30 protein-coding genes are annotated in these 25,254 nt (G+C 67.6%); 20 read left to right on the forward strand and 10 right to left on the reverse strand.

All coding sequences use genetic code 11. The features are described from left to right. Positions 1-153 precede the first annotated feature (153 nt). A complete protein-coding gene (locus tag AC1D29_RS28020) occupies positions 154-900 on the forward strand; it encodes a substrate-binding periplasmic protein (RefSeq protein WP_477903770.1) in 747 nt (248 codons plus the stop codon). Between the two features lie 88 nt (positions 901-988). On the opposite strand, the gene AC1D29_RS28025 is transcribed toward AC1D29_RS28020, so the two are convergent. The 9 genes from AC1D29_RS28025 to AC1D29_RS28065 all read right to left on the reverse strand — a co-directional run bounded on the left by AC1D29_RS28025 (position 989) and on the right by AC1D29_RS28065 (position 7,479). Next, on the reverse strand, positions 989-1,627 hold the full coding sequence (locus tag AC1D29_RS28025) for a protein phosphatase CheZ (RefSeq protein ID WP_477903772.1): 639 nt from the start codon (positions 1,625-1,627) through the stop codon (positions 989-991). Between the two features lie 16 nt (positions 1,628-1,643). Beyond that, entirely contained in the window at positions 1,644-2,036 is a 393-nt protein-coding gene (gene cheY, locus AC1D29_RS28030; RefSeq protein WP_119043331.1) for a chemotaxis response regulator CheY, read from the reverse strand. A gap of 39 nt (positions 2,037-2,075) precedes the next feature. Further along, positions 2,076-3,077, reverse strand: coding sequence for a flagellar motor protein MotB (gene motB / locus AC1D29_RS28035; RefSeq protein WP_477903774.1), 1,002 nt, complete (start codon positions 3,075-3,077; stop codon positions 2,076-2,078). 3 nt (positions 3,078-3,080) lie between these two features. Then, entirely contained in the window at positions 3,081-3,938 is an 858-nt protein-coding gene (motA, locus tag AC1D29_RS28040) for a flagellar motor stator protein MotA (RefSeq protein WP_477903776.1), read from the reverse strand. An 89-nt stretch (positions 3,939-4,027) separates the two neighbouring features. Then, positions 4,028-4,783: a class I SAM-dependent methyltransferase gene (locus tag AC1D29_RS28045; RefSeq protein ID WP_477903778.1), complete on the reverse strand. Its 756-nt coding sequence runs from the start codon at positions 4,781-4,783 to the stop codon at positions 4,028-4,030. After that, the gene (locus AC1D29_RS28050) at positions 4,777-5,838 is read right to left on the reverse strand and encodes a glycosyltransferase family 2 protein (RefSeq protein ID WP_477903781.1); all 1,062 of its coding nucleotides are present in this window, start codon (positions 5,836-5,838) and stop codon (positions 4,777-4,779) included. Before AC1D29_RS28050 ends, AC1D29_RS28045 begins: the two co-directional genes overlap by 7 nt. Before the next feature lie 37 nt (positions 5,839-5,875). Continuing rightward, the gene (gene flhC, locus AC1D29_RS28055; RefSeq protein WP_477903783.1) at positions 5,876-6,412 is read right to left on the reverse strand and encodes a flagellar transcriptional regulator FlhC; all 537 of its coding nucleotides are present in this window, start codon (positions 6,410-6,412) and stop codon (positions 5,876-5,878) included. Positions 6,413-6,458: 46 nt separating this feature from the next. Then, positions 6,459-6,779, reverse strand: a complete 321-nt coding sequence (gene flhD, locus AC1D29_RS28060; protein ID WP_477903785.1) for a flagellar transcriptional regulator FlhD — start codon at positions 6,777-6,779, stop codon at positions 6,459-6,461. Positions 6,780-6,996: 217 nt separating this feature from the next. Next, positions 6,997-7,479, reverse strand: coding sequence for a hypothetical protein (locus AC1D29_RS28065; protein WP_477903787.1), 483 nt, complete (start codon positions 7,477-7,479; stop codon positions 6,997-6,999). A gap of 436 nt (positions 7,480-7,915) precedes the next feature. On the opposite strand from AC1D29_RS28065, the gene AC1D29_RS28070 reads away from it, so the two are divergent. The 8 genes from AC1D29_RS28070 to AC1D29_RS28105 all read left to right on the forward strand — a co-directional run bounded on the left by AC1D29_RS28070 (position 7,916) and on the right by AC1D29_RS28105 (position 14,669). Further along, entirely contained in the window at positions 7,916-8,779 is an 864-nt protein-coding gene (locus tag AC1D29_RS28070) for a flagellin N-terminal helical domain-containing protein (protein WP_477903789.1), read from the forward strand. Between the two features lie 233 nt (positions 8,780-9,012). Beyond that, on the forward strand, positions 9,013-9,879 hold the full coding sequence (locus tag AC1D29_RS28075; RefSeq protein WP_477903791.1) for a flagellin N-terminal helical domain-containing protein: 867 nt from the start codon (positions 9,013-9,015) through the stop codon (positions 9,877-9,879). A 167-nt stretch (positions 9,880-10,046) separates the two neighbouring features. Continuing rightward, the gene (locus AC1D29_RS28080; RefSeq protein WP_477903793.1) at positions 10,047-10,913 is read left to right on the forward strand and encodes a flagellin N-terminal helical domain-containing protein; all 867 of its coding nucleotides are present in this window, start codon (positions 10,047-10,049) and stop codon (positions 10,911-10,913) included. Positions 10,914-11,019: 106 nt separating this feature from the next. Continuing rightward, a complete protein-coding gene (gene fliD / locus AC1D29_RS28085; RefSeq protein ID WP_477903795.1) occupies positions 11,020-12,441 on the forward strand; it encodes a flagellar filament capping protein FliD in 1,422 nt (473 codons plus the stop codon). Positions 12,442-12,622: 181 nt separating this feature from the next. Next, positions 12,623-13,057: a flagellar export chaperone FliS gene (fliS, locus tag AC1D29_RS28090; RefSeq protein ID WP_477903797.1), complete on the forward strand. Its 435-nt coding sequence runs from the start codon at positions 12,623-12,625 to the stop codon at positions 13,055-13,057. Between the two features lie 35 nt (positions 13,058-13,092). After that, on the forward strand, positions 13,093-13,392 hold the full coding sequence (locus AC1D29_RS28095) for a flagellar protein FliT (RefSeq protein WP_477903799.1): 300 nt from the start codon (positions 13,093-13,095) through the stop codon (positions 13,390-13,392). Between the two features lie 33 nt (positions 13,393-13,425). Further along, positions 13,426-14,178, forward strand: a complete 753-nt coding sequence (locus AC1D29_RS28100) for a flagellar brake protein (RefSeq protein WP_477903801.1) — start codon at positions 13,426-13,428, stop codon at positions 14,176-14,178. Then, positions 14,175-14,669 carry a pilus assembly FimT family protein gene (locus AC1D29_RS28105; protein WP_477903803.1) on the forward strand — a complete coding sequence of 165 codons (495 nt, stop codon included), beginning with the start codon at positions 14,175-14,177 and terminating at the stop codon, positions 14,667-14,669. Before AC1D29_RS28100 ends, AC1D29_RS28105 begins: the two co-directional genes overlap by 4 nt. Positions 14,670-14,688: 19 nt before the next feature. Here AC1D29_RS28105 and fliE read toward each other — a convergent pair whose 3' ends face one another. Beyond that, positions 14,689-15,015 (reverse strand): flagellar hook-basal body complex protein FliE, encoded by a 327-nt coding sequence (gene fliE / locus AC1D29_RS28110; protein WP_477903805.1) that lies wholly within the window; start codon positions 15,013-15,015, stop codon positions 14,689-14,691. 147 nt (positions 15,016-15,162) lie between these two features. Between fliE and fliF the strand changes: the two genes are divergently transcribed. From fliF to fliP, 11 genes are all read left to right on the forward strand, one after another. Beyond that, a complete protein-coding gene (gene fliF / locus AC1D29_RS28115) occupies positions 15,163-16,854 on the forward strand; it encodes a flagellar basal-body MS-ring/collar protein FliF (protein ID WP_477903807.1) in 1,692 nt (563 codons plus the stop codon). An 18-nt stretch (positions 16,855-16,872) separates the two neighbouring features. Beyond that, entirely contained in the window at positions 16,873-17,868 is a 996-nt protein-coding gene (fliG, locus tag AC1D29_RS28120) for a flagellar motor switch protein FliG (RefSeq protein WP_477903809.1), read from the forward strand. A 2-nt stretch (positions 17,869-17,870) separates the two neighbouring features. Beyond that, positions 17,871-18,653 (forward strand): FliH/SctL family protein, encoded by a 783-nt coding sequence (locus tag AC1D29_RS28125; protein WP_477903811.1) that lies wholly within the window; start codon positions 17,871-17,873, stop codon positions 18,651-18,653. After that, positions 18,640-20,079: a flagellar protein export ATPase FliI gene (gene fliI / locus AC1D29_RS28130; RefSeq protein ID WP_477903813.1), complete on the forward strand. Its 1,440-nt coding sequence runs from the start codon at positions 18,640-18,642 to the stop codon at positions 20,077-20,079. Before AC1D29_RS28125 ends, fliI begins: the two co-directional genes overlap by 14 nt. A gap of 71 nt (positions 20,080-20,150) precedes the next feature. Further along, complete coding sequence (fliJ, locus tag AC1D29_RS28135) at positions 20,151-20,606, forward strand: flagellar export protein FliJ (protein WP_477903815.1); 456 nt, start codon at positions 20,151-20,153, stop codon at positions 20,604-20,606. A 7-nt stretch (positions 20,607-20,613) separates the two neighbouring features. Further along, positions 20,614-21,864 (forward strand): flagellar hook-length control protein FliK, encoded by a 1,251-nt coding sequence (locus AC1D29_RS28140; RefSeq protein WP_477903817.1) that lies wholly within the window; start codon positions 20,614-20,616, stop codon positions 21,862-21,864. A gap of 123 nt (positions 21,865-21,987) precedes the next feature. Beyond that, on the forward strand, positions 21,988-22,581 hold the full coding sequence (locus tag AC1D29_RS28145) for a flagellar basal body-associated FliL family protein (RefSeq protein WP_477903819.1): 594 nt from the start codon (positions 21,988-21,990) through the stop codon (positions 22,579-22,581). A 10-nt stretch (positions 22,582-22,591) separates the two neighbouring features. After that, a complete protein-coding gene (gene fliM, locus AC1D29_RS28150; RefSeq protein WP_477903821.1) occupies positions 22,592-23,596 on the forward strand; it encodes a flagellar motor switch protein FliM in 1,005 nt (334 codons plus the stop codon). Then, a complete protein-coding gene (fliN, locus tag AC1D29_RS28155; RefSeq protein WP_477903822.1) occupies positions 23,586-24,038 on the forward strand; it encodes a flagellar motor switch protein FliN in 453 nt (150 codons plus the stop codon). Before fliM ends, fliN begins: the two co-directional genes overlap by 11 nt. Positions 24,039-24,134: 96 nt before the next feature. After that, a complete protein-coding gene (locus tag AC1D29_RS28160) occupies positions 24,135-24,458 on the forward strand; it encodes a FliO/MopB family protein (RefSeq protein ID WP_477903823.1) in 324 nt (107 codons plus the stop codon). Further along, positions 24,448-25,194 carry a flagellar type III secretion system pore protein FliP gene (gene fliP, locus AC1D29_RS28165; protein WP_477903824.1) on the forward strand — a complete coding sequence of 249 codons (747 nt, stop codon included), beginning with the start codon at positions 24,448-24,450 and terminating at the stop codon, positions 25,192-25,194. The genes AC1D29_RS28160 and fliP overlap by 11 nt, the downstream gene beginning before the upstream one ends. Positions 25,195-25,254 lie beyond the last annotated feature (60 nt).

Raw genomic sequence — 25,254 nt, forward strand, 5'->3', positions numbered from 1 at the left:
CGAATTGTTCGAGGTGGCCCCCAGAACTTGAGCGAGAAAAGCGGGGTGGATGGCCCGCTATTCCCGGCCGGCGCGCAGCAGCCCCGCCAAGGTGTGCAGGATTGCCGCTGCGCGGGGTGGCAGGCCCCGGCAGGCTGGCGCTAATCTCTGCGCATGCCGTCTCGCCTCGCCCTCCACCTGCTCACGCTGATGGCCTCGTGCTGCGCTGGCGCGGTCGCGGCCCAGGCGCTGACCCTTGAATACCGCGACAAACCGCCCTACAGCCACACGGTGGAAGGCAAGCCGGCCGGCTTCCTGATGGAGCGCACGGCGCGGCTGCTCAGGCGCGCCGGCATCGACGTGCGCTATGCCGAGGTGCCGATACGGCGCACGCTGCAGAACCTGCAGGGCAACCAGGCGGCGCTGTGCTCACCAGGCCTGTACAAGAACCCCGAGCGTGAGGCCTTCGCGCGCTTTTCGCTGCCCATCCACCGCGACCGGCCGCACGTGGTGCTGGCCCACGCCAACGTGGCCGCGCAGATCCGCGCCATTCCACGCGTCGCGCAACTGTTTGCCGACGCGACGTTGCAGCCGGGCCTGCTGGACGGTGTGTCCTACGGCCAGCAGCTCGACCAATACCTGGCGGCTGCGGCCCGCCCGCCCGTGCGCGCCCAGCTGACGCCGCTGCAGCTGGCGCGCATGGTCGGCGCGCGCCGTGTCGACTACATGCTGATCGACGAGGAAGACCTGGGCTGGCTGCGCAAGGACCCCGAATTCACGCCGCTGCCGCTGACGCGCGTCGAGTTCGCCGACATGCCGCGCGGCGAACTGCGTTACCTGGCCTGCTCCCAGCAGGTCGCGCCGCAGACGATGGACAAGCTCAACCAGGCCATCCGCGAGCTGCTGCCCGAACTCGAGTGAAGCCCCGGTCCCACCGAGGGAGCGGTGCCAGGCCGCGGCGCAATGAAAAAGGCCGGCGCAAGGCCGGCCTCATCGGGAGCAGGCAACCTCAGAAGCCAAGGCTGGCCAGCAGGTCGTCGACCTCGCCCTGGTCCGCGACGACGTCGGTGCGGCCGGTCGGGTTGACCACCGGACCCTGCAGGATGTTCGGGTCGACCTTCTCGCGCTGCTCGGGCGGCACGACCTGGACGAGCAGCTTGACGAGGCTGTCTTCCAGATCATTGGCCAGCGTGACGACCTTGGCGACGACCTGACCGGTGAGGTCGTGGAAGTCCTGGGCCAGCATGATGTCGGTCAAATGGCCGTCGATGCTCGCGGTGCGGGTCTCGACGTCCTTGACAAAGTTCATGACCATGCCGCTGGCCACGGCCTTGACCGGGTCGGCGACGATGGCGTCGGCCATCGCGCGGGTGGCGGCGGAGATCTCGGCGTGGTCCGCCTTGGCGGCATCGACCGAGTTCAGCACCTTCTCGGCGGCCGCGGCCGTCTTGGTGGCGATGTAGCTCAGGCGGCTGCGCGCGTCGGGCAGGCCATCGGTCGCGAGCTGCAGCTTGGGCATCACACCGAGCTGCTGCATGGTGTCATGCAGCACGCGGGTGATGGTGCCGAGCTGCTGAAAGACCTCGGGCGACACGAGCAACGGGTCGTTGCCGCCTGCGGCCAGCTTGGCCAACTGTTCCATCGACATGGCAGTCCCCTAGTTATCAGGCCGCAGCGGCCAGCTTCTGCATGATCTTCAGGACTTTTTCTTCCAGCGTCGCCTTCGTGAAAGGCTTGACGATGTAGCCCGCAGCGCCCGACTGGGCGGCCAGCACGATGTCTTCCTTGCGGGCTTCGGCGGTGACCATCAGCACCGGCAGGTGCTTGAGGTTGGGATCTTCCTTGATGGCCTTCAGCAACTCGAAGCCCGTCATGTTGGGCATGTTGATGTCGCTGACGACGAAATCAAACTTGGCGCCCTTGAGCATGTTCAGCGCTTCGACGCCGTCTTCGGCCTCTTCGCAGTTGTTGTAGCCGATCTCCTTGAGCAGGCCACGGACGATGCGGCGCATGGTGGAGAAGTCGTCAACGACCAGGAATTTCATGTCAGCGCTCATGGCGTCCTCTCTGCAGGCGGGGAAGTTGGCAGTCTAGTTCTAGCGGCCGGCGGGTGGCGTTTGAGTTTGCGGCATTTTGCCGCTACCGGGCACTTGCGTGCTGCCGCTGGCGGGCGCCGGCGTGGTCGCGCCCTGCGCAGCCGCCGGCGCGGCCTCGTCGGCCTCGTCGGGCAGGTTCCTCAGCACGGCGTCCTCGGCATCGCGGTTCATGACGATGATGCTGATGCGCCGGTTCAACGGACTGTTGGGGTCCTTGGCGTCGAGCAGCTTGCTGGCGGCCAGGCCTTGCACGCGCAGCATGCGCGCCTCCGACAGGCCGCCGGCCACAAGCTCGCGCCGCGAGGCGTTCGCACGGTCCGCGGACAGCTCCCAGTTGCTGTAGCCCTTATCGCCGCCCGGAAAGGCCTGGGCGTCGGTGTGGCCCTCGACGGTGAGGCGATTGGGCACCTCGGTCAGCACGTTGCCGAGCTCGCGCAGCAGCTCGCGCATGTAAGGCTTCACCACGGCGCTGCCGCTGTCGAACATCGGCCGGTTGCCCTCGTCGACGATCTGGATGCGCAGGCCTTCCTTGGTCATGTCCAGGCGGATCTGGCCGCCCAGCGCGGCAAGCTTGGGGTTCTCCGCCAGCACTTCCTCGACCTTGGTCTTGAGCTGCTCCAGCCGCGACTTCTCGGCCTTGCGCTGTTCTTCCTTCAGCGCGCGCAGCGTGTAGCTGGCGCGCCTGGCAGCGCTCTCGCCTTCCTTGACCTGGCCGGTCTCGCGCGTAAGGTCCTTGCCACCGCCGCGCACGACGCTGGACGAGTCCCCCGAGCCCGAGCCGCCCAGCATCGCCACCTTCAGCGGCGACTGGAAGAACTCGGCAATGCCCTTCTTGTCGCCTTCGGTCGTGGAGCCGAGCAGCCACATCAGCAGGAAGAAGGCCATCATGGCCGTGACGAAGTCGGCGTAGGCGATCTTCCACGCCCCACCGTGGGCGGCATGGCCGCCCTTCTTCACCTTCTTGATGATGATCGGTTGGAGCTTTTTCGCGTCGCCGGCCATGGCCTACTTCTTCTTCACGTGGCCTTCGAGCTCAGTGAACGACGGTCGATCACCGGAGAACAGCACCTTGCGGCCGAACTCGATGGCCACCTGCGGCGCGTAGCCCTGCATGCTGGCCAGCAGCGTCGTCTTGATGCACTGGAATTCCTTGCCGCCGTCCTCGACCTTCTGCTCCAGCAGGCCGGCCAGCGGCTCGGCAAAGCCGTAGGCCAGCAGGATGCCCAGGAAGGTGCCGACCAGCGCCGAGCCGATCATGCCGCCGAGAACTGCCGGCGGCTGGCCGACCGAGCCCATGGTGTTCACGACACCCAGCACGGCGGCGACGATGCCGAAGGCCGGCAGGCCGCCGGCCAGGCGCTGCAGCGCGGCCACGGCCGCGTGCTCTTCCTGGTGGTGGGTCTCGATCTCGCTGTCCATCAGCGATTCGATCTCGTGCGCGTTCAGGTTGCCCGACACCATCATGCGCAGGTAGTCGGTGATGAATTCGGTGACGTGGTGGTCGTTGCCCACCGTCGCGTATTTCTGGAACAGCGGCGAGCTGTGCGGGTCCTCGACGTCCTTTTCGATGGACATCAGGCCCTCCTTGCGGGCCTTCTGCAGGATGTCGTACATCAGCGCCAGCAGCTCCATGTAGCGCGCCTTGCTGTACTTGCTGCCCTTGAAGCAGCGGCCCAGACCGGCGGCCGTTGCCTTGACGACCTTCATCTGGTTGTTGGCCAAGAAGGCGCCGATGGCGGCACCGAAGATGGTGATCATCTCGAAGGGCAAGGCGTGCAGGATCACGCCGATGTTCCCGCCGTGGGCGATGAACACGCCGAAGATGCAGGCCATGGAGATGGCCCAGCCGATGATGACGAACATGCGAGATGTAGTTGGGGGTGTTCAGGCCATATCGGCCCGATGCCGGGGGGCTTGAGAAAGTATGCCGCGCAGAACCCGGGGTGAACGCATCATTTGGGCGCCTTTGACGCCGCATTCCCTGCCGGGCGGTAAAGCCACACGAACTGGCCGCCGTCCAGTTGCCAGCTCGCCACCGGCGGTGTATCCGGCACCGCGAAGTCCAGGCTGACCAGCCACGCGCCCGGTGCCAGCTCGGCGCAGGCCTTGGCCCAGACGCGTGGCATGGACTCGGGCCGCTGGAACACATAGATCAGTGCAAATGGCGCCCAATCGTCGGCCCACAGGTCGCCCTGGCGCACGCTGGCACCACGAACCCGCCAGCGCGCGAGCCAGGCCAGCGGCCGGCTCCACTCGACGCCTTCGACGCGGGCCTGCGGATAGGAGTGCAGCAGTTCACGCAGGCCGTCGCCAACGCCACAGCCGGCGTCCAGCACGCGAGCGCCTGGCGCCAGCGGTGCGAGGGCTGGCAATGGGTCGAGGGCGCCGCGCGGGGTCGGAAAGAGTGGCGCCTCGCTCCAGCTGCGCCGGGGATACAGCCACCACATCACGGCCAGCGCCAGCAGCCAGCCCAGGCCACTGCCCTCGGGCCGCCAGCCCAGCAGCAGCGCCGAGACCGGGAAGCCCAGCGCCGCGATGACCTGTCGCCAGCGCTCGCGGTACAGCAGCGCGAGTCCCAGTCCGATCAGCACGCCGCCGATCAGTGCCAACTCGCGCGTCACGCCCAGCAAGGCCAGATGACCCAGCCAGGCGGCCAGCCAGACCAGCAGGGCCGACAGCGGCCAGCCGGTGACCAGGCGCGTCAGCACGGCCAGGGATGGGCGGCGCGCAGCGCCACCGCCTCGGCCTCGCGGCCTGTGCCTTCCAGCACCAGCGCCAGGTTGTGCGCGGCGAGGTGGCTGCCACGGCCGGCGACCGCGCCTGGGCGCTCGGCGCGTTCACCCAGCGCCAGGCAGCGCCGCCAGGCAGCCTCGATCATGGGCAGCAGTTCATCGGCCTGCTCGGGTCGCGAGGCCGCCAGGTCCAGCAGCACGTCGCCCACGGTGAAGAAGAAGTCGGGCGATTCCGCGCCTGCATCCATTTGTGTCTGGGCGAAATCGACGGCATCGGCGTGGCGACCCAGGCACTTCAGCGCAAACAGGCGCCGCGACACCAGGTCCAGCCACCAGGGCGCCGCCGCGGCAGCCGGGAACGCGCAGGCGCGGGCGAAGGCGACTTCGGCGGCCTCGTGCTCGTCATAGACCGCGCAGTCCTTGCCCAGCTGATACCAGAGGTAGACATCGTCCGGCGTCTCGGCCAGCGCCTGCTCCAGCAAGCGACGGTTGCGCCCGCGCTTGGCCGCAAGGCGCTCGTCGATGTGGCCATCATGGCCGACGACCAGGGCCAGCTGCCGCGTCGGCAGGCCGTGTACCGGTTGTTCATGCACGCGGCCGGCATAGCGCACGGCGCCGGGCAGCACGCGGCTGACCCACGCGACTGACTCGGCCGACCGACCCGCGGCCATGTCGAACCGGTCGCGCAGCTGCAGCGCTCCGACGAAGTCCGGCGGCGTCGAACGCAGCGCCTGCAACGTCTCGCCACCGGCCACCAGCCACTCGTCGGCGTCCAGCACCACATGCCAATCCGCCCCGGCCAGCTCCAGCGCACGGTTGCGCGCCCGTGCGAAGTCATCGCACCAGAGGAAATGCTCGACGCGGGCGCCATGTGCCGCCGCGACGCCGGCGGTGTCGTCGCGCGAGCCGGTGTCCAGCACCAGCATCTCGTCAACCCACGGCCGCACGCTGTCCAGCAGCCGGCCGATGCGCCCAGCCTCGTCGCGCGCGATGACCACCAGGGCGAGGCGGTGCTTCGTGACGGAGTTCATGGCCGCGATTCTGTTCGCAACGCAGCCGGGCTTGCGCTCAGTGCATCTGGATGGAGCCTTGCGCGCGGCCCTTGCCGGCGCGAGCGGGCGGGTTGCACAGGCCGCAGACGAAGTGGCGCGAGATTTCATGCGGGTGCGTCACGAACTGGCCGTTGCACTTGGAGCACTTGGTCAGCGTCAGCATGCCGTTGTCGACGAACTTGACCAGGCGCCAGGCGCGGGTCACGGACAGCATCGCCTCCAGGCCCTGGGCCGTGGTCTGCTCCTGGTAGAGCTGGTAGGCCTTGATGACGGTGTCGATCTCGTCCATCTCCGCGGCCTTGTTCAGGTACTCGTGGATGTTCAGGAACAGGCTGGCATGGATGTTGGGCTGCCAGGTCATGAACCAGTCGGTCGAGAAGGGCAGCTGGCCCTTGGACGGCGACTTGCCGCTCACTTCTTTATACAGGCGCAGCAGGCGCTCGTAGGACAGGTCGGTTTCCGATTCCAGCACCTGCAGGCGCGCACCGAGGTGGATCAGCTGAACGGCACGGTCGATCTGCTTGGCTTCGGTGAGGATGCTTTTGACGCGCATGGTGGGCTTTCGGAATCTGTGAGGTGGTTGGCAGGCGGGACGAGGGTCAGGCGTGCTCGTGGCGGCCGGCCATCAGGATGGAGGCGTGCAGGCGGCTGACGCTCTCGTTTGCACCCGGCTTGCTGTGGTTGGTCAGCAGGCCCCACACCAGGTCGTCGTTCATGCGGAAGGCGCACAGCAGCGTGTTGCCGGAGGCAATCTTCATGATCTGCGCCGGGCTCAGCGTGCCGATCAGCGTGGCCGTGTCTTCGCTGATGCCCAGGCGGTACAGGGCCTGCTCGCGGTCGGCGCGGATCAGGCTCTGGGCCAGCATCAGGTAGGACAGGTTGGCTTCACGGATCTCGGCGAGCATTTGTTCGGTGTTCATGGCGGCTTCCGTTTCAGAGGTGGGGTGGTGTTCTGGATCAGTGAAACGGATTGTGTTGACCCCTCTTCTTCTTCGATATCAGGCGCTGTCGGTGCGCGGCGTCGCGTTTTTGCGTAGGGCTTGTCAGCCAAATTCCTACAGGCGCGTCAGGCGCAAAAGCCGAGGCCCCGGCAGCTTGCGCTGGCCGGGGCCTCGGGGTGTGAAATGCGTCGCGGAATCAGGTGCCGCGGATGCGCCGCAGGCGCTCCAGCTCGATCATCGCGACAGGCACGAGTTCGGGCGCCTCGGCCTGCAGGCTGTCGCGGCCGGGACCGCTTTGCAATTCGTTGAGCACGCCGATGGCGCGATCCAGTTCGCCGCGGCCCGACAGCGAGAAGGCCAGCGTGTAGAGGCTGGGGCCGTGCAGCGAGTGAGCCTGCAGCGCGCGGTCGGCGTAGGCGCCGGCGTGCTCCAGCTTGCCGGCCGCCAGCAGCAGCGCCGCCATGTCGGACAGCAGGTCGTGGCTCATGGGCTCGTCCTGCAGCGCGTCGTACAGCACGCCCAGGCCGCCGCCCAGGTTGCCCTTGGCGGCCTCGGCGAAGGCGGCATTGCGGGCACGGGCCAGCAGCATCTTGGGATCGTTGCTGGGCACGATGACGGGGCGGTGGCCTTCGCGCGGGGTGCGCGGGGTGTTCTTGGCGGTGTTGGATTGGGCACGCATCGCGGGACTCCGGTCCGGCACAGGGTTCGGCCGGGATGAGCCGCACTTTAGGAAGCACCGCTGGCGCCGATCACTTGAAAAGCCGGTCTTTCCGGGCGCGCTTTTCGCGCGGAGCGTCGATCCGATGAACAGGCAGTTGCAACCGCCTTTATTCAAAAGATCACACTCTTGACAAAACGTACTAAAGAAACATCACCACCGCACCGATAGCCATTGCAACGGCGCTGATTTCAGCTCCGTGGTCCGGCTAGAAGGCCGAAGTGGTGTGACACCCGCCCCCCGGGGAGGTGACATGACTTCAGCGGTTGACTGGCGTCGGGCGTCGCCGCAAAGGTGTGTCGCAAGACGTGCCGGCGCGGATAGCAAGGGTGCTGCACCCGAGCACTCGAGTCTTCGTCCGGCGGCTTGCCGGTATATCTAGCAAAAAGGAAGCATCATGGCCTCGGTCATCAATACCAATCTGCTGTCGCTGAACGCGCAGCGCAATGTCTCCAACTCCCAGGCTTCCCTGGCCACGTCGCTGCAGCGCCTGTCTTCGGGTCTGCGCGTCAACTCCGCCAAGGACGACGCCGCCGGTCTCGCCATCTCCGAGCGTCTGAACGCCCAGGTGCGCGGTTCCAACGTCGCCATCCGCAACGCCAACGACGGCATCTCGCTGTCGCAGACGGCTGAAGGCGCGCTGGCCAAGGTCACCGACTCGCTGCAACGCATGCGTGAACTGGCCGTCCAGGCCCGCAACGCCACCAACACCAGCGCCGACAAGGACTCGCTGGACAAGGAATTCGGCGAACTGTCCAAGGAAATCCAGCGCGTGCTGGGCGGCACGACCTTCAACGGCCGCGCCGTGCTGTCCACCGATTCGGGCACCCAGACCTTCCAGGTCGGCGCCAACGTGACCAGCAACGACCGCATCGACGTCACCACGACGAACATGACGACCGCGACGGAAATCACGACTGTTGCAGGTACTGACAACACGGGTGCCGGCCGCGCCGTCATCGACAACACCGCCGTCGGCGCCACGATCGACACCGTCATCGGCAACATCGACACCGCGATCAACAAGGTCAGCTCCGAGCGCGCCAACCTGGGTGCCGCCCAGAACCGCATGGACCAGGTCATCTCCAACCTGCAGATCTCGGTGGAAAACCAGAGCGCCGCGAAGAGCCGTATCACTGACGCGGACTTCGCGCAGGAAACTGCAAATCTGTCACGCGCCAGCATCCTGCAACAGGCCGGCAACGCGATGATCGCCCAGGCGAACCAGATCCCGTCGCAAGTGCTGTCGTTGCTTCGATGACGCCGGGCCAGCACCGCTGGCCCTGAGTGAAACGTCCACAGCGAAGACGGAAGTCCTCACCCCTCCAGCACAAGCACCTTGACGCCGCCCCGCCGCCGCGGGGGGCGTTTTTAGGGCCCGTGCAAAAAAGGATTCAAGTCAATCCAGTCTGCCGACGATAAGCATCTCAACGGGTTCGCGATTCATTCGAGGACTACGTCGAACCCAACGCATCGTCTTGAAAGGATTGAGTCATGTCCCAGATCATCAACACCAACCTCGCCTCGCTGAACGCTCAGCGCAACACGGCGATGTCGCAGTCGTCCCTGGCCGTTTCCATGCAGCGCCTGTCTTCCGGTCTGCGTGTGAACTCTGCCAAGGACGATGCGGCTGGCCTGTCCATCGCCGAGCGCATGAACGCCCAGGTGCGCGGCTCGCAAGTCGCCATCCGCAATGCCAACGACGGCATCTCCCTGGCGCAGACCGCTGAAGGCGCGCTGTCCAAGGTGGGCGACGCGCTGCAGCGCATGCGTGAACTGGCCGTGCAGGCCCGCAACGCCACCAACACGAACGCCGACAAGGATTCCCTCGACAAGGAGTTCGGCGAGCTGGCCAAGGAAATCCAGCGCGTGCTGGGTGGCACCACTTTCAACGGCAAGGCCGTGCTGGCGACGGATTCCGGCACGCAGACCTTCCAGGTCGGCGCCAACACGACGGCCAATGACCGCATCGACATCGTCACGACCAACATGACGACCGCGACGGAAATCACGGCCGTGGCCGGCACGGACAACACCGGCGCAGGCCGGGCGGTCATCGACAACACCGCGATCGGCACCGCGATCGACACCGTCATCAGCACCATCGACACGGCGCTGGACAAGGTCAACGGTGAGCGCGCCACCCTCGGCGCCTCGCAGAACCGCTTCGACGCCGTCATCTCCAACCTGCAGGTCGCGGTGGAGAACCAGAGCGCCTCGCGCAGCCGCATCATGGATGCCGACTTCGCCCAGGAAACCGCCAACCTGAGCCGCGCGCAGATCCTGCAGCAGGCCGGCAACACCATGGTGGCCCAGGCCAACCAACTCCCCCAGCAAGTGCTGGCCCTGCTGCGCAGCTAAGCCCTGCAGGGACACTCGGCGCCCCGCCAGCCGGCGGTGGCGCCGAGCTTTTGAATAGCCGTGGTTTGGCCCGTTGATCGGGCTTTTGGGAACCAGGCGCACTCTCAGAATTCAGCCCATCGGATCGACGTTTCATTCGATCCGGCCTGAATCCCGAGGAGTGCGTAATGCCCCAGACCATCAACACCAACATCGTCTCTCTGAATGCGCAGCGGAACCTGAACGCTTCGCAGTCATCGCTGGCGACGTCCATGCAGCGCCTGTCGTCCGGGCTGCGTGTGAACTCGGCGAAGGATGACGCCGCTGGCCTGGCCATCGCGGAACGCATGAATACCCAGGTGCGCGGCATGAATGTCGCCATCCGGAATGCCAACGACGGCATTTCGCTGGCGCAGACTGCTGAAGGCGCGCTGGGCAAGCTCGGCGAGAACCTGCAGCGCATGCGTGAACTGACGGTTCAGGCCCGCAACGCGACGAACAGCAACTCCGACAAGGACTCGCTGAACAAGGAATTCGAGCAGCTCGGCTCCGAAATCTGGCGCATCGTCAATGCGACCACGTTCAACGGCAAACCCATCCTGGCCGACGCCAGCGGGCTGCCGCAGACGTTCCAGATCGGTGCCAACACATCGACCAACGACTCCATCAGCATCAATGCGCTGGACCTGACGACCGAGCCCACCGTGACGGCCCTCGTGGGCGCCGGCACGGCACCCTTCCCTGCGCTGATCGACAACACGGCAGACTTCACGGCGCTGGGTGTCGTCATCGACAACATCGACGACGCGCTGGACTTCGTCAACAACACCCGGGCGACCTACGGTGCGATCCAGTCGCGTTTCGACGCGGTGATCTCCAACCTGCAGGTCGCCGTCGAGAACCAGACCGCCGCCCGCAGCCGCATCATGGATGCCGACTTTGCCCAGGAAACGTCCAACATGAGTCGGGCACAAATCCTGCAACAGGCCGGCAATGCGATGGTGGCGCAGGCCAACCAGCTGCCGCAACAGGTGCTGTCACTGCTGCAACGCTAAGCCCCCACAAGGGTTTCGCTAAAAAAAGTCGCACCGGAGCCTAAAGTTCCGGTACACCCTGGCCGATATCCCAATGGCATATCGGCCTTTCCTACTTTTCGCAGCAATGGCAACCATCACCTCCGCCGGCATCGGCAGCGGCCTCGACATCGAGGCGCTGGTGAGCAAGCTCGTCGCCGCAGAACGCACGCCCATCACCCAGCTGTCGTCCAAGATCGACGGGCTCAAGACCGAGCTGTCGTCCTACGGCAAGGTGCAAAGCACGCTGGCGACGCTGCGTGATGCGGCCTCCAAGCTCACCTCCCCAGCCACCTGGGGCGGCACGCTGGCCACGTCCAGCGCCCCCACCTCCGTGGCCGTCAGCGCCGGCGCGGGTGCCGCCATCGGCAACGTGACCGTCGATGTCAAGCAACTGGCCAGCGCCCAGACCCTGGTCAGCAGCACCTCGTATGCCAGCGCGACCACGACCATCGGCCAGGGCAGCCTGACGATCACGCTCGGCGCCTGGGCCAAGGACGCCGACGGCAACGTCACCGGCTTCACCGACAAGGCCGGCGCCACACCGGTCACGATCAACATCGCCGACGGCCAGGACACGCTAACCGGCATCCGCAACGCGATCAATGCAGCCAATGCCGGCGTCACGGCCTCCATCGTCAACGACGCCAGTGGCGCTCGCCTGACGTTGCGCTCCACGGCCACCGGCGAGGTCAACGGCTTTCGCATCGACGCCGGCGGCGGCCTGGCCGACCTGGGTTACGACCCGCGCGTCGGCGTCACCTCGCTGATCCAGACATTGCCGGCCCAGAACGCCCGCGCACTGATCAACGGCATCGACGTCAGTTCCGAGTCCAATTCGCTGAAGGAGGCCATCGACGGCCTCAACATCACGCTGCTGAGCACCACCACCGTGCCCGCCAGCGTCGCCGTCAGCCAGGACAAGGACTCGATCAAGAAGGTCATCGCCGACTTCACGACCGCCTACAACGCCGTCAACGCATTGCTGCGCGAGCAGACCAAGTACGACCCCGCTGCCAAGACGGCCGGGCCGCTGCAGGGCGACTCGACCGCCGTGGGCCTGCAAAACCAGCTGCGCGGCATCATGGGCGGCACGACGTCGCTGGCCGGCAGCATCGGCCGCCTGGCGCAGATCGGCCTGGAACCCGGCAGCGACGGCAACATCACCACGTCCGACACCAAGCTCAACACGGCGCTGGGCGACCTGGACAGCCTGAAGAAGCTCTTCATGGGCCTGGACAGCGCCGACGCCAACAACAACGGCTTCGCCCAGCGCATCCGCACCTACATCGACGGCGCGTTGAGCACCGACGGCCGCGTCTCCAGCAAGCAGGCCGGGCTGCAGAAGCTGATCGACAACAACAACAAGAGCATCGACAAGCTCGAGGACCGCGCTGCACTGACCGAGGCCCGCCTGCGCGCCCGCTACACGGCACTGGACACGCAGATGAGCAAGCTCAACGGCCTGTCCAACTACGTGACGCAGCAGCTGGCCCAGCTCAACAAGTAAGGCCGCGGACAAGCGGCTTTGCCAGCACGGCGACCCTCGGGTCGCCGTTGTCTTTTCAGCAAGCCGAATAAACCTCACAGTTCAGGGCATCTTCGGGTCAAGGCTGGCTCAAGTTCCACCCCGGGGAGGCCGAAAAACAGTCAACACGACGACGCTTCCGGCCCCAACCATGTACGGCAACATGTCCTCTCCCTTCGCAGCCCGCGGTCAACGCGCCTCCATGTACGCCAAGGTCGGCCTGGAGACCGATGTGCAGGCCGCCAGCCCGCACCGCCTGGTCGCCATGTTGTTCGACGGCGTGTTCGACGCGATGGCCCAGGCCACGCAGGCCATCCAGGCCGGCAACGTCGAACTCAAGGGCCGCTCGCTGTCGCGCGCCGTGCGCATCCTCGACGAGGGCCTGCGCGCCGGCCTGGACCTGTCGGCCGGCCAGCTGGCCGCCGACCTGCGCGAGCTGTACGGCTACGTCTGCACGCGCCTGACGCAGGCCAACCTGCATGGCGACCTGGCTGCCATCGAGGAATGCCAGCGCCTGCTCAGCCCCGTGCGTGAGGCCTGGACCGCCATCGGCCAGTCGCCCGCCGCCATGGGTGCGGGCGTGCCCCGCGCTGCCTGAGCCACCTTTCACAGAATCACCCGGTGACCCCCGCAATGAACTCCGATCTGCTGAACTACTACGAAGCCATCGAGCAGGCCAGCGCCGACATGCTGTCGGCGGCCCGCACCGGCAACTGGGACGAAGTCGTCAAGCTCGAAGGCGCCTGCGTGCTGCTGATCTCGCAGCTCAAGTCCGCCGCCCACCAAAGCCAGCTCGCCCCGAGTGAGTCCGCGCTGAAGACGCGCATCATGCAGCGCATCCTCGTCAACGACGCCGAGATCCGCCACCTCGCCGAGCCCTGGCTGGAGGACCTGGACCACGTGCTCAAGGGCAAGAGCCGCATGGTCCATTGAACGAGGCCGGCCCGCGCGACTACCATCGCCTGCATGACCGTCCCTGAAGCCGCCCCGGAGGAACTCCGCGTCGTCGCCGCCGCCGAAATCGCGGCCTATCTGCAGCAACTGCACCGTGAGCATGCCGACGTGCAGCTCGGCGGGCCGCCGGGCCGCAGCCTGACGAGCCGCATCTGCGCCCTCGACATCGACGCCGACGTCGTCGGGCTGGAGATCGGCACCGACCCCGATGGCATCAGCCAGGCGCTGGTGGCCGGCGGCGAGATCACGGCCGTCGCCTACCTGGGCGCGATCAAGCTGCAGTTCGAGCTGGACGACGCCGTCCTCGTCAGCGGCGAGCAGGGCGCCGTGCTGCGCAGCACGCTGCCGACACGGCTGTACCGCTTCCAGCGCCGCCAGTCGTTCCGCGTGCAGCCGGCCGGCAGCGTCTACCCGCGCGTGACGCTGCCCGGCACGGTGGCCGATGGCGAACACCCCGGCCGCGCGCTGCGCGTGCTGGACATCAGCATCGGCGGCCTGGCGCTGGCCTTGCCGGCCGACATCGCGCCGCTGCACACCTTGCCGGTGGGCCAGGTGACGCCGGGCCTGGTGCTGGAGCTGGACCGCATCACCGCGCTGCGCGTCAACCTGCTGCCCCACCATGCCAGCGCCATCGCCGCGGACGCTCACGGCATGCTGCAGCTGGGCTGCTCCTTTGTCGACCTGGATGCCGCGGTCGGCCGCGCCTTGCAGGTCTATGTCGACCAGACGCAGAAACGCCGCCGCCTGCTGAAGCTGGACACATGAGGTCGGCCACGCGCAGCCCGGGTTTCACACTGATCGAGGCGGCTTTCACGCTGGCGGTGCTCGCCATCGTCTTGTCCGTGGCCGTGCCCACTTACGCCAGCTACCTGGCCCGCCAGCGCCTGCGCAACGTGGCCGAGCTGCTGGAGCTGGACCTGCGGCGCGCCCGCACCCTCAGCGTCGAGGAGGGCCGCGACATCCATGTCAGTTTCAACAGCGGGCCGCAATGGTGCTGGGGCACCAGCCGCCAACCCGCCTGTGACTGCGCCACCGGCCTGCCACGCTGCGAGCTGGGTGGCATCAACCACCGCGACCACAAGGGCACGCTGCTGCAGTCTGGCCAGGGCATCACCTTCGAAGCCGGCAAGGGCCGCGCCGTGGGCTGGGCGCGCATCGGCATCTCCAACGAGCGCAACCAGCAGTTGCACCTGGACCTGAATCCGCTGGGCCGCCCGCAGATCTGCGGCAGCGATGCGAGAAAAGGCAGTTGCTGACCGACGTGCCGCCGGCGCGTCAGATCTGCATGTTCATGATTTCGGAGTAGGCGGAAACCAGGCGGTTGCGCACCTGCAGCGTCGCCTGGAAGCCAATCTGCGCCTTCTGCATCGAGACCATGGTCTCTTCCAGGCTGACGGTCGGGTTGTCCAGCTGCACCTCGCGCTGCAACCGTGCCGCCTCGTTCTGCTGGGTGCTGACGCCCTTGAGCGCCTGCGTCATCGCATCGCCAAAACTGGCACCGGTGGTGGCCGCCGGTTTAGCCGACAACGGCGTGCCATTGACCGCCAGGCCCGCTCGGGCGGCGGCCTGGGCAAAGTCGAAGGGGCGCAGCTTCATGTCCATGGGGCAGGACTTTGGCAGCAAGTCACGGCCGCGAAGCATGGAGATACGCGGGTGGGATCGGCTACTTCGGCGCTTTCTTGAGGGGGTCGGCCACGAATAATTTGCGCCATCGGTCGATTCCCGACCTCCCCTGCAGTCTCTCCCTCGATGGACAACGCCCTGAGCGCCCCCGCAGCCGCCGCCCCCGTGATGCTCACGCCGGTCGAAGCGCCCAACTTCGTGCAGCGCCTCAATGGCCTGCCGCTGCGCAGCAAGCTGACCATGGGCGCCGGCCTGCTGGCGCTGGCCGGCGCCGTGCTGGCCATCACGCTGTGGTCCAGCCAGGGCGACTACCGCCCGCTGTTCTCCGGCCTGGCCGACAAGGACGGCGGTGCCGTCATCGGCCAGCTCGCCGCGCTGCAGGTGCCCTACAAGCATGAGGCAGGCGGCACCATCCTCGTGCCGGCCAACCAGGTCTACGAGCTGCGCATGAAGCTCGCCGCCCAGGGGCTGCCCAAGGGCGGCACCGGCAACGCGGTCGGCTTCGAGCTGATGGACAAGAGCTCCATCGGCCAGACCCAGTTCAACGAACGGCTGAACTTCCAGCGCGCCCTCGAAGGCGAGCTGACGCGCACCATCACGGCCATGTCCGACGTGGCCGACGCCCGCGTGCACCTGGCCATTCCGCAACAGAACGGTTTCTTTCGTGAGCAGCAGAAGCCCAGCGCCAGCGTCATGCTGACACTGCGCGGCGGCCGCACGCTGGACCGCAGCCAGATCGCCGGCATCGTGCACCTGGTCTCCAGCAGCGTGCCCGAGCTGACGCCCAAGGCCGTCAGCGTGCTGGACCAGACCGGCGCCCTGCTCTCCCAGACCGGCGCGGATGCCGCCACCGGCCTGGACAGCCAGCAGCTGCAATACAAGCAGCAGGTCGAGGCCGGCTACAGCAAGCGCATCTTCGAACTGCTGGAGCCGGTCGTCGGCCGCGACAACCTGCGCTCCACCGTCACCGCCGACGTGGACTTCTCGCAGACCGAGGCCACCGCCGAGGAATACCGCCCCAACCAGGGCGCCAACACGCAGGCGGCGGTGCGCTCCAGCCAGAGCAACGAGTCCAACAACAGCAACGCCGCCCAGCCCACCGGCGTGCCGGGCGCCGCCACCAACCAGCCGCCCGTGCCGGCCACGGCCCCCGTCAACGGTGCCAGCGCGCCGCTACAGGCCGCCCAGGGCGGCGCCGGCAACAACAACAGCCGCCGCGAGCAGGTCACCAACTACGAGCTCGACAAGACCGTGCGCGTCACGCGCGGCGCGGTCGGCAACGTCAAGCGCCTGAACGCGGCCATCGTCGTCAACCATCGCACGGTGACCGACGCCAAGGGCAAGACCACCCACCAGCCGGTGCCGGCCGAAGAGATCACGCGCCTGACCGACCTCGTCAAGGAAGCCATGGGCTTCAACGCCGAGCGCGGTGACTCGGTCAAGGTCATCACAGCGCCCTTCGTCGTCGACAAGACCGAGCCGGCTGACGTGCCGCTGTGGAAGCAGCCCTGGCTGACCGACCTGCTGCGCAGCGCCATCGTGCCGCTGGCCTTCGTCGCCATCGCGCTGATCGCCGTGTTCGGCATGATTCGCCCTGCCATCAAGGCGGCTGCACCGGCCCCGACGCCCGAGGACAAGGGTGAAACCGTCGACGAAGTCGTCGACGACACGGAACTGCTGCCCGGCGGCAGTGGCATGCCCAGGCTGGAGGCGCCGCTGCATAACGAAAAACTTGAACGCGCCCGCGGCCTGGCCCGCGACAATCCGGTGGCCGTCGCCAACATCATGCGCGACTGGATGGCTGGAGAGACGGCATGAAAATCGTGAGAGCCGATCGTGGATGACAAGGGCATAGAGAATGCCGCCATTCTGTTGATGTCGCTGGGCGAAGAGGAAGCCAGCGAGGTCTTCAAGCACCTCTCGCCGAAAGAGGTGCAGGCGCTTGGCGAGACCATTGCCAAGCTCAAGGTCATCAAGCGTGCCCAGGTCGAGTCCGTGCTCGACAAGTTCGACGCCGTCGCCGAGACGCAGAGCACGCTGGTCACCGACACCGACGAGTACGTGCGCGCCGTGCTGCGCAAGGCGCTGGGCGAGGACAAGGCCAACCTGCTGCTGGACCGCATCCTGCAGGGCAGCGATGTGTCGTCCATCGAGAGCCTGAAGTGGATGGACGCCGCCAGCGTGGCCGAGCTGCTGCGCAACGAGCACCCGCAGATCATCGCGGCCATCCTGGCCCACCTGGACTTCGACCAGACCAGCTCGGTGCTGAAGATGTTCACCGAGCGCGGCCGCAACGAGGTGCTGATCCGCATCGCGACGCTGGACGGCATCCAGCCGACGGCGCTGAAGGACCTCAACGAGGTCATGAGCCAGATCCTGGCCGGCGGCGAGCGCATGAAGAAGAGCTCGCTGGGCGGCGCCAAGACGGCGGCCGAAATCATCAACATGATGGGCTCCAGCGTCGAGGCCTCGGTGCTGGACTACATCCGCGAGGCCGACTCCGACCTGGCACAGCGGATCATGGACAACATGTTCACGTTCGACGACGTGAACAAGATCGACGACAAGGGCATCCAGGCCATGCTCAAGGAAGTGCAGAGCGAGAGCCTGGTCGTCGCGCTCAAGGGCGCGAGCGCCGACCTGCGCGAGAAGATCTTCCGCAACATGTCCACGCGCGCCGCCGAGACGCTGCGCGAAGACCTCGAATCGCGCGGCCCGGTGCGGCTGTCCGAGGTCGAGGCCGAGCAGAAGGAAATGCTCAAGATCGTGCGCCGCCTCGTCGACGAAGGGCAGATCGTCCTCGCCGGCGGCGGTGACGACCAGTTCGTCTGACCATGGCCACCAGTCGTCAGCCGCCGCGGCAGGTGCCGCCCCCCGACCGCCGCGAGAGCGATCGCCGTGGCACCTACGCTCGTTTCATCCCGGGCGAGGAGCTGCAAGGCGCCAAGGCCTGGAACCTGGACAACCTGGGTGGTGCAGCAGCGGCCACGCCGTTCAGCCCGATGCGCCCCGCCGCGCCCACGCCGGCCGCCAGCGCCCCGGTGGAGCCGCCTCCGCCGCCCGAACCGAATGTGCAAGACCTGCTGCACGCTGCCCGCCAGAGCGGCTACCAGGACGGCTACCGCGACGGCATGGCCGCGCTGGATGCCTTCAAGCACAGCTTTGCGCAGCAGATGAGCGCGCAGATCGGCACGCTGGTGCATAACTTCGACGTCGAGCTGCGCGAGCTGGAGGGCGACATGGCCCAGGCCATCGCACGCATCGCCGTCGAGCTGGCCCGCCAGGTCGTGCGCAGCGAGATCGAGCAGCGCCCCGAGCTGATCGCACGCGTCGCGCATGACGCCGTCGAGGCGTTGCAATTGTCCGCCCGCCATGTGCGTGTGCGCGTGCACCCCGACGACTACCCGCTGGTGCAGGCGGGGGCCGGCAACGAGATGCAGGCCCGCGAAGCCCAGCTCATCCCCGACCCCGAAGTGCCGCGCGGCGGCGTCAAGGTCGATGCCGACATCGCCAGCGTCGACGCGACCATCGCGACGCGCTGGCAGCAGGCCATGTCCACCATCGGCCAGCAGTCGATCTGGCAGGATCGCCGCGGAGGCGAGGATGACGACGCCTGATCCAGAGGAACGCCAGGAGCGCTGGCAGCGCTACCTGGCCGACCTGGAGACGCTGGCCGCCAACCCGGCGCCGCTCGAATCTCACGGCAAGCTGGTGCGCGTGGCCGGCCTGGTGCTGGAGGCCACCGGCATCAAGGTGCCGATGGGTTCGGTCTGCCGCATCCAGATGCCCAGCAGCGGCAGCAGCCCGCGCCGCGGCTCGGCGCCAGTGAATGCCGAGGTCGTCGGCTTCTCGGGTGACCGCGCCTACCTGATGCCCACCGACGAGGTGCAAGGCTTGTCCAGCGGCGCCACCGTCGTGCCGCGCCACCTGCCGCCGCTGGCACCCCAGCTCGGCCAGCCGCTGCACCCCTGGCGGCGCGGCGAGGACCGCGGCCTGCACCTGCCCATGGGCGACGGCCTGCTGGGTCGCGTCGTCGACCCGCACGGCCATCCGCTGGACCGCGGCGGCGAGCTGGCCAACATCCACAACGAGCCCATGGTGCGGCGCCCCATCAACGCGATGGACCGCGACCCGGTGCGCACGCCGCTGGACACCGGTGTGCGCGCCATCAACGCCATGCTGACCGTGGGCCGCGGCCAGCGTCTGGGCCTGTTCGCCGGCACGGGCGTCGGCAAGTCGGTGCTGCTGGGCATGATGGCCCGCTACACGCAGGCCGACGTCATCGTCGTGGGACTGATCGGCGAACGCGGCCGCGAGGTGAAGGAATTCATCGAGGACATCCTCGGCGACGAGGGCCGCAAACGCAGCGTGGTCGTCGCCGCGCCGGCTGATGCACCGCCGCTGATGCGCATGCAGGGCGCGCATTACGCCACGGCCATCGCCGAACATTTCCGCGACCAGGGCCGCCACGTGCTGCTGCTGATGGACTCGCTGACGCGCTACGCGATGGCGCAGCGCGAGATCGCGCTGGCCATCGGCGAGCCGCCGGCCACCAAGGGCTACCCGCCGAGCTGCTTTGCCAAGCTGCCGCAGCTGGTGGAGCGCAGCGGCAACGGCCTGCCGGGCGAGGGCTCGATCACGGCCTTCTACACGGTGCTCACCGAGGGCGACGACCCGCAGGACCCGATCGCCGACGCGGCGCGCGGCATCCTGGACGGCCACATCGTGCTGAGCCGCGAGCTGGCCGAGGCCGGGCATTACCCGGCCATCGACATCGAGCGCTCCATTTCACGGGTGATGACCAGTGTTGCACCCCAAAACCAGGTCGATTCCGCGCGTCGATTCCGCCAACTTCTGGCGAAATACAACAAGGCCCGCGACCTGATCCAGCTCGGCGCCTATGCCCCGGGCAGTGACCCCGAGCTGGACTTGGCCGTACGCCTGCATGCCGACATGACGCGGCTGCTGCAGCAGGACATGCACAGCCCGGCACTTCTTCACGCCAGCGTCAGCCAATTGCAGGCCGTGGTCCAAGGCGCCTAAACCCCCGGGTTGGGCCGCCGATATCGACTGAGCGCCGGGCCACCGGCTTGTGCGCGCGCTGGAGTTGTTGAATGAGTGCCACTGCCCAAGACACGCTGAGCCTGCTGCTGGACCGCGCCGAAGGTGAGCGCGACGCCGCCGCCCAAGCCTTGCATGCCGCCGTCGCCCAGGCGCAAGCCGCGCGCGCGCAGCACGGCGAGCTGGCCGGCTACCGCCAGGACTACCAGCAGCGCTGGACGCACAGCTTCACGCAGGCCACGACGATGGACATCGTCGGCTGCTACCAGAGCTTTGGCCGCCGGCTGGACCAGGCCGTCGACACGCAAGGCCATGTCGCCCAGCACGCCGACCAGCGCCAGACGCGCGCGCGCGACGCGCTGCGCCAGGCCGAACTGCGCGTGGCCGCGCTGCGCCAGCTGATCGCCCGCCGCCAGGCGGAGGCCGCCAAGGTCGCCCAGCGCCGCGAGCAACGCGCCAGCGACGAATTCGCCGCCCGCGCCCACCTGCGCCGCATGGCCCACGCCTGAGGTGACCATGCTCAGCAGCGCCCAGAACATTGCGCCGAAGGCGGCCTTGCCGCCCGCCGCCCAGACCCAGCCGGGCACGCCCGCCAACACGGCCGGCGGACCGAGCTTCGCCCAGTTCCTGACCGAGCAGGCCAGCCCGCCGACCCCGCCCGCGCAGAACGACACGCCGCCGAACGAGCAGGACGCCGCGAGCGACGCCGCGCCCGCACAGGCGGCCACCGCCACGCCGCCGCGCCGCGCCGCGCCGCCCACGGCCAAGCCGGCCGGCCAGGGCCGTGCGTCTGACGGCGCCGCCAAGGTCGATGCCAAGGCAGCCGCCAAGGCCGACACCACGGCGGCGGCCGACGGCAAAACCGAAGCCGCCCGCAGCCAGGATGAGGACGCCGCCACGGAAACGCCGGAGCTGAAGGAGTTCACCCAGCTCATCGGCCTGACGGCGCCCGCACCGGCCGCCGCCCAGCTGGAGGCGGCCACCGCCGCCGTGCCGGCGGGCCACCGCACGGCGCAGGCCAAGGGCGATGCCGACGACAGCGCCTCGGCCAGGAACGCCAGCCGCGCCGGCCCGCTGGACGCGAGCGCCCGAGGTGGCGACACGGCTGACGCACCACAGGCCAAGGCCGCCGACCGCCTGGCCGGCCAGGCGGACAAGCGCGCTGCCAGCAGCGAACTGCAGCAGGCTGCCTCGGCCAGTACGCAGACGACCCAGGACGCCCAGCCCGCCGCGGCGCCCACCACACCTGCGGCGCCGAGCTTTGCCGCCGCGCTCGCGCAAGCCCTGCCGACCCCGCCCACCGTGGCCGACACCCCGGCCGCCACCTACGCCGGCCTGCAGGCGCCGCTGCACAGCGCCGCGTTCGCGCCCGAACTGGGTGCGCGCGTGAGCCTGCTGGCCGTGGACGGCGTGCAGCACGCCGAGCTGCAGCTCAACCCGGCCGACATGGGCCCGGTGTCCGTGCAGATCGTCGTCGACGGTTCACAGGCCCAGGTGTCCTTCCACGCCGCCCAGGCCGAGACGCGCCAGGCGCTGGAGCAGAGCCTGCCCGACCTGGCCGCCGCGCTGCAGGGCCAGGGGCTGACGCTGTCCGGCGGCGGCGTCTTCCAGCAGGCCGCGCGTGACACAGATCACGGCGACGACCGGCGTGACGGTCCTGGCGGCGAACGCGGCTCGCGCAGCGGCGCGGCCCGTGGCGCCGGCCCTGCGGGCCCGGTGGCCGCACCCGTGCGCCGCAGCGTGGGCCTGCTCGACACGTTTGCCTGAGGCTGAAGCGGAAATAGCCACGCCTGGCGCCAGCTAATCCAAGCTTGCCGGGCCGGGTCGAGGTCAATAATCGAGCGCAGAAGTGCCCACCTCATGCCGTGGGCGCGTGCTCAAGGAGTTCTCATGGCCACTGCGCCGGCTGCCGAAGAAGCCGCACCCAAGGGGGGCGGTAGCAAGAAGCTGATCATCATCGTGGCCGCCGTGCTGGTGCTGGTGCTGGTCGGCGGCGGCGCAGCCTTCATGTTGCTGAAGAAGAAGCCGGTCGCCGAGGACGGCGAGGATGGCGCCGAGGCCACCGAGGCCCCGGTCAAGCCCAAGGCGCACGCCAAGAGCGACCACCCGCCCACCTTCGTGCCGCTGGACCCGTTCACGGTCAACCTGGCCGACAAGGACGTGGACCGCTTCGCCCAGATCGGCATCACGCTGCAAGTCGAGGACCCGAAGTTCGCCGACCAGATCAAGGCCTTCATGCCCGCCATCCGCAGCAATGTGCTGATGGTGCTGGCGCACAAGACGGCGGTCGAGCTGCTGACCCGCGAGGGCAAGGACAAGCTCGCCAAGGACATCATGCGCGAAGCGGTGCGCCCCATGGGCATCGAGCTCGACGACGAGGACGAGGCCGAGACCGGCGACGCGCCCAATAAAAAGAAGAAGAAAAAGGCCCACGTCGAGAACCCCATCTCGCAGGTGCTCTTCTCCAATTTCATCGTGCAGTGACGGATCGGCCATGAATCAGCAGATCCTTTCCCAAGACGAAGTCGATGCACTGCTCCAGGGCATCACCGGCGAGAGCCAGAAGCTCGAGGCCGAAGAGGAGCAGGTTGGCGGCATACGCGAGTACAACCTCGCCAGCCAGGAACGCATCGTTCGTGGGCGCATGCCCACGATGGAGATCATCAACGAGCGGTTCGCGCGCAACATCCGCGTGGGCCTGTTCAACTTCATCCGCAAGAGCCCCGAAGTCGCCATCGGCGGCATCAAGGTGCAGAAGTACAGCGCCTTCCTGCGCGAGATCGTCGTCCCGACCAACTTCAACATCGTGTCGGTGAAGCCGCTGCGCGGCAGCGGGCTGATCGTCTGCGACCCGACGCTGGTGTTCGCGGTCATCGACTCGCTGTTCGGCGGCATCGGCAAGTTCCACGCCCGCATCGAGGGCCGCGACTTCTCGCCCACCGAGCAGCGTGTCATCACGCGCATCGTCGAGGTCATCCTCGCCGAGTACCACAAGGCCTGGAAGGGCATCTATCCGCTGGAGCTGGAGTACCAGCGCTCGGAGATGCAGCCCCAGTTCGCCAACATCGCCACGCCCAGCGAGATTGTCGTGTCGACCTCGTTCACGCTGGAGATCGGCGAGACCAGCGGCACGATCTATTTCTGCATCCCGTACTCGACGCTGGAGCCCATCCGCGACGTGCTGTATTCGACGACGGTCGGCGACTCCTCCGAGCCCGACCGGCGCTGGATCAACCTGCTGAAGACGCAGATCCAGTCGGCCGAGGTCGAACTCGTCGCCGAGCTGGGCACCGCGCCGGCCACGGTGGAGCAGCTGCTCGCCTTCAAGCCGGGCGATTTCATCGAACTGGATCTCGAACCCATGATCCAGACCAAGGTGGACGGCGTGCCGGTCTTTGACTGCCATTACGGCACGTCCAACGGCCGCTACGCCCTCAAGATCGACAAGATGCTGACCGGCTCTCAAGAGAGCTGGTTGGGAGCCAAACATGAGCCCTGATTCCCCCAGCCAAGAAGAACAGGACGCGATGGCGGCTGAATGGGCCGCGGCGCTTGCCGAGGCCGCGCCCGCCCCCGCGCCTGCCAGCAACGAGGTCGTCTCCGAGGTCGCACCCGAGCAGGTGTCCACGCCCAGCTTCGCCAACTTCACGCCCACCATGGGCGCGGGGCCGGGCAACGACATCAACATGATCCTGGACATCCCCGTCCAGCTGACCGTGGAGCTGGGTCGCACGCGCATCCCGATCAAGAACATCCTGCAGCTCGCGCAGGGCTCGGTCGTGGAGCTGGACGCGCTGGCCGGCGAGCCCATGGACGTGCTGGTCAACGGCTACCTGATCGCCCAGGGCGAGGTGGTGGTCGTGAACGACAAGTTCGGCATCCGCTTGACCGACATCGTCACGCCGTCGGAGCGCATGCGCCGCCTGTCCAAGGCAGCCTGATCGGCCCCGACCCGGCCATGGTCTTCGGACAACCAAGGGTTTGCCGGGCCATTTAGGGGGTTCGGCCGCTTCAGTCCGTCCGCAGAATGCCGAGGCATGAATGCTTCTGGCCTGCTCCCCTTTCTCTGGTTCCTCGGCATCGTCGCGCTGATCCCTGTCGCGCTGTGGCTGCTCAAGCGCACGCCGCTGGGCGGCGCGGCGGCCGCCGGCGTGCTGCGTGTCGTCGCCCAGCTGCCCACCGCCCCCAACCAGCGCCTGCTGGTCGTCGAGGTGGGCCAGGGCGATGACCGGCGCTGGCTGGTGCTGGGCGCCACGGCGCAGAGCATCACGACGCTGCATGTGATGCCGCCGCAGGCCGAACCGGTTCCACCGGCTTCGTTCGCCAAGTTGCTCAGCAAGGAGCGCGGCGATGCGGCTTAAGACCCTGCTGGGCAGCGGCCTGCTGCTGGCAGCCGGCGGCGCGCTCGCGCAGGCCCAGACACCGCCGGCCACGCTGCCGCTGCTGATCGGCCAGGGCGCCGGCGGCAGCTATTCGGTGCCCATCCAGACGCTGCTGTTCTTCACGGCGCTGGGCTTCCTGCCCGCCATCATCCTGATGATGACGGCGTTCACGCGCATCGCCATCGTGCTGAGCCTGATGCGCCAGGCGCTGGGCACGCAGGCCGCGCCGCCCAACCAGGTCATCGTGGGCCTGTCGCTGTTCCTGACCTTCTTCGTCATGAGCCCGACGCTGGACAAGGTCTACGCCGAGGCCTGGCAGCCCTACAGCGCCGGCACCATCCAGTTCGACGAGGCGCTGAAGCGCGCCGAGGTGCCCATGCGCGGCTTCATGCTCAAGCAGACGCGCCAGGCCGACGTGGCGCTGTTCTCGCGCCTGGCCAAGCTGGACGCGAGCGTCAAGGCCGAGGACGTGCCCTTCAAGGTGCTGGTGCCGGCGTTTGTCACCAGCGAACTGAAGAGCGCCTTCCAGATCGCCTTCCTGATCTTCATCCCCTTTCTCGTCATCGACATGATCGTGGCGAGCGTGCTGATGAGCCTAGGGATGATGATGCTGTCGCCCGTGCTCGTCTCGCTGCCCTTCAAGCTGATGCTGTTCGTGCTCGCGGATGGCTGGAACCTGCTGCTCGGCTCTTTGGCCGCCTCATTTGTCACTTAGTCAGTTGGGGACAGGGCTACTCGCGAATACGCTCGGGCGGTCTGTCCCGCAAAGGAATCG

Source organism: Roseateles sp. P1_C6 (assembly GCF_056406315.1).

What these genes read in the sequence shown, in the direction of transcription:
- AC1D29_RS28020 (WP_477903770.1), top strand. Translation starts at nt 154, where the DNA reads ATGCCGTCTCGCCTCGCCCTCCACCTGCTCACGCTGATGGCCTCGTGC.
- AC1D29_RS28025 (WP_477903772.1), bottom strand. Translation starts at nt 1,627, where the DNA reads ATGTCGATGGAACAGTTGGCCAAGCTGGCCGCAGGCGGCAACGACCCG.
- cheY (WP_119043331.1), bottom strand. Translation starts at nt 2,036, where the DNA reads ATGAGCGCTGACATGAAATTCCTGGTCGTTGACGACTTCTCCACCATG.
- motB (WP_477903774.1), bottom strand. Translation starts at nt 3,077, where the DNA reads ATGGCCGGCGACGCGAAAAAGCTCCAACCGATCATCATCAAGAAGGTG.
- motA (WP_477903776.1), bottom strand. Translation starts at nt 3,938, where the DNA reads ATGTTCGTCATCATCGGCTGGGCCATCTCCATGGCCTGCATCTTCGGC.
- AC1D29_RS28050 (WP_477903781.1), bottom strand. Translation starts at nt 5,838, where the DNA reads ATGAACTCCGTCACGAAGCACCGCCTCGCCCTGGTGGTCATCGCGCGC.
- flhC (WP_477903783.1), bottom strand. Translation starts at nt 6,412, where the DNA reads ATGCGCGTCAAAAGCATCCTCACCGAAGCCAAGCAGATCGACCGTGCC.
- flhD (WP_477903785.1), bottom strand. Translation starts at nt 6,779, where the DNA reads ATGAACACCGAACAAATGCTCGCCGAGATCCGTGAAGCCAACCTGTCC.
- AC1D29_RS28065 (WP_477903787.1), bottom strand. Translation starts at nt 7,479, where the DNA reads ATGCGTGCCCAATCCAACACCGCCAAGAACACCCCGCGCACCCCGCGC.
- AC1D29_RS28070 (WP_477903789.1), top strand. Translation starts at nt 7,916, where the DNA reads ATGGCCTCGGTCATCAATACCAATCTGCTGTCGCTGAACGCGCAGCGC.
- AC1D29_RS28075 (WP_477903791.1), top strand. Translation starts at nt 9,013, where the DNA reads ATGTCCCAGATCATCAACACCAACCTCGCCTCGCTGAACGCTCAGCGC.
- AC1D29_RS28080 (WP_477903793.1), top strand. Translation starts at nt 10,047, where the DNA reads ATGCCCCAGACCATCAACACCAACATCGTCTCTCTGAATGCGCAGCGG.
- fliD (WP_477903795.1), top strand. Translation starts at nt 11,020, where the DNA reads ATGGCAACCATCACCTCCGCCGGCATCGGCAGCGGCCTCGACATCGAG.
- fliS (WP_477903797.1), top strand. Translation starts at nt 12,623, where the DNA reads ATGTCCTCTCCCTTCGCAGCCCGCGGTCAACGCGCCTCCATGTACGCC.
- AC1D29_RS28095 (WP_477903799.1), top strand. Translation starts at nt 13,093, where the DNA reads ATGAACTCCGATCTGCTGAACTACTACGAAGCCATCGAGCAGGCCAGC.
- AC1D29_RS28100 (WP_477903801.1), top strand. Translation starts at nt 13,426, where the DNA reads ATGACCGTCCCTGAAGCCGCCCCGGAGGAACTCCGCGTCGTCGCCGCC.
- AC1D29_RS28105 (WP_477903803.1), top strand. Translation starts at nt 14,175, where the DNA reads ATGAGGTCGGCCACGCGCAGCCCGGGTTTCACACTGATCGAGGCGGCT.
- fliE (WP_477903805.1), bottom strand. Translation starts at nt 15,015, where the DNA reads ATGGACATGAAGCTGCGCCCCTTCGACTTTGCCCAGGCCGCCGCCCGA.
- fliF (WP_477903807.1), top strand. Translation starts at nt 15,163, where the DNA reads ATGGACAACGCCCTGAGCGCCCCCGCAGCCGCCGCCCCCGTGATGCTC.
- AC1D29_RS28125 (WP_477903811.1), top strand. Translation starts at nt 17,871, where the DNA reads ATGGCCACCAGTCGTCAGCCGCCGCGGCAGGTGCCGCCCCCCGACCGC.
- fliI (WP_477903813.1), top strand. Translation starts at nt 18,640, where the DNA reads ATGACGACGCCTGATCCAGAGGAACGCCAGGAGCGCTGGCAGCGCTAC.
- fliJ (WP_477903815.1), top strand. Translation starts at nt 20,151, where the DNA reads ATGAGTGCCACTGCCCAAGACACGCTGAGCCTGCTGCTGGACCGCGCC.
- AC1D29_RS28140 (WP_477903817.1), top strand. Translation starts at nt 20,614, where the DNA reads ATGCTCAGCAGCGCCCAGAACATTGCGCCGAAGGCGGCCTTGCCGCCC.
- AC1D29_RS28145 (WP_477903819.1), top strand. Translation starts at nt 21,988, where the DNA reads ATGGCCACTGCGCCGGCTGCCGAAGAAGCCGCACCCAAGGGGGGCGGT.
- fliM (WP_477903821.1), top strand. Translation starts at nt 22,592, where the DNA reads ATGAATCAGCAGATCCTTTCCCAAGACGAAGTCGATGCACTGCTCCAG.
- fliN (WP_477903822.1), top strand. Translation starts at nt 23,586, where the DNA reads ATGAGCCCTGATTCCCCCAGCCAAGAAGAACAGGACGCGATGGCGGCT.
- AC1D29_RS28160 (WP_477903823.1), top strand. Translation starts at nt 24,135, where the DNA reads ATGAATGCTTCTGGCCTGCTCCCCTTTCTCTGGTTCCTCGGCATCGTC.
- fliP (WP_477903824.1), top strand. Translation starts at nt 24,448, where the DNA reads ATGCGGCTTAAGACCCTGCTGGGCAGCGGCCTGCTGCTGGCAGCCGGC.